This is a genomic window from Protofrankia sp. CiT1, from assembly GCF_917627335.1.
Lineage (GTDB): Bacteria > Actinomycetota > Actinomycetes > Frankiales > Frankiaceae > Protofrankia.
The window spans coordinates 870-1,934 of sequence record NZ_CAKJTP010000146.1; the positions used below are offsets into that span (position 1 = coordinate 870).

The window sequence follows — 1,065 nt, forward strand, 5'->3', positions numbered from 1 at the left end:
GCGGCGGGTTTTCAGCGGTGTACGGGTAGCCCGGCGGCGGCCCATGCGTGGAACCCGCCGATGATGTCGGTGGAGCGCCGCAGGCCGAGATCGTGCAGGGAGGCCGCGGCCAGGCTGGATGTGTAACCCTGCGAACAGACTATGATGATCTGCTGGTCGTAGCCGGTGGCCGCGGGAAGCTTCGCGTCGCTGGCGGGGTCGAAGCGCCACTCCAGGACGTTTCGCTCGACAAGCAGCGCGCCTGGAATCTCGCCCTCACGCGCGCGCTGCGCGGCCGGGCGGATGTCAACGATGATCGCGCCCTGCCGCCGGGCTTCGGCTGCCTGCGCGGCGGTGAGCCGGGTCAGCCTGGCGCGGGCGTCGGTGAGAACCTGTTCGATCGTCCGCGCTCCCGCCGGGGGTGATGGGACGGAAGTCACCAGTCCACTCCTGCCTGCTCACGACCTACCTCGACCAGCCCCGCCCGCTGATCCACGACGTAGCGTCGCATGAACTCCAGGGCCGGTGTGTAGACGTGGATGCTGACCGCCGGGGTGGTGCCGGTATTGCCGATGCGGTGGACGTGAGCTGGACCGAAGGAGCGGACCCGGCCCCTGGCATGTGTGTCCGGGCGGGACGGTTCGTACCGGCCGGAACCAGCCGCCCACTCGGTCAGGACGCCGGCCACGACCGCGAACGCACCCGTGCTGCCGCCATGGTCGTGCAGGTCGGTGGACTGGCCGGGGAGCCAGGTCAACAGCCATGCCTGATGGTCGGTGGTTGTCTCCAGCAGCGTGTACCACCGCCGGTCCGGGTCGAAGCGGACCAGCGGAACCCAGCCGTCCCGGTGCGTCGTGAGCCGTCGGACGATCAGGGCGGCGGCTGTCGGGCTGTGCCTCCTGCCCGTGCGGGCACGCGATCGGGAGTGGGATGCCGTGGTCATCGTTTCCCAGCCAGATCGCTGGTTTCGGTGGGTGTGTCCAGACCGAGGCCGACAGGTGAAGCGGTGCTCATGGCTGGATGCCTCCAAAGACGGGACGGGCGACCGGGAGAGGAACGGCGTCAGGCGCCGGCGAGGTGACGGCC

General features: G+C 70.0%; 2 protein-coding genes. Both read right to left on the reverse strand.

Annotated elements, in window-relative coordinates:
- Nucleotides 1-11: 11 nt before the first annotated feature.
- Nucleotides 12-422 (reverse strand): rhodanese-like domain-containing protein, encoded by a 411-nt coding sequence (locus tag MJ785_RS17745; RefSeq protein WP_370651470.1) that lies wholly within the window; start codon nucleotides 420-422, stop codon nucleotides 12-14.
- Nucleotides 416-922 carry a cysteine dioxygenase family protein gene (locus MJ785_RS17750; protein ID WP_239381857.1) on the reverse strand — a complete coding sequence of 169 codons (507 nt, stop codon included), beginning with the start codon at nucleotides 920-922 and terminating at the stop codon, nucleotides 416-418. Before MJ785_RS17750 ends, MJ785_RS17745 begins: the two co-directional genes overlap by 7 nt.
- Nucleotides 923-1,065 lie beyond the last annotated feature (143 nt).

Bases quoted from the DNA above. Each gene is read 5' to 3' on its own strand.
- MJ785_RS17750 (WP_239381857.1), bottom strand. From the start codon at position 922: ATGACCACGGCATCCCACTCCCGATCGCGTGCCCGCACGGGCAGGAGG.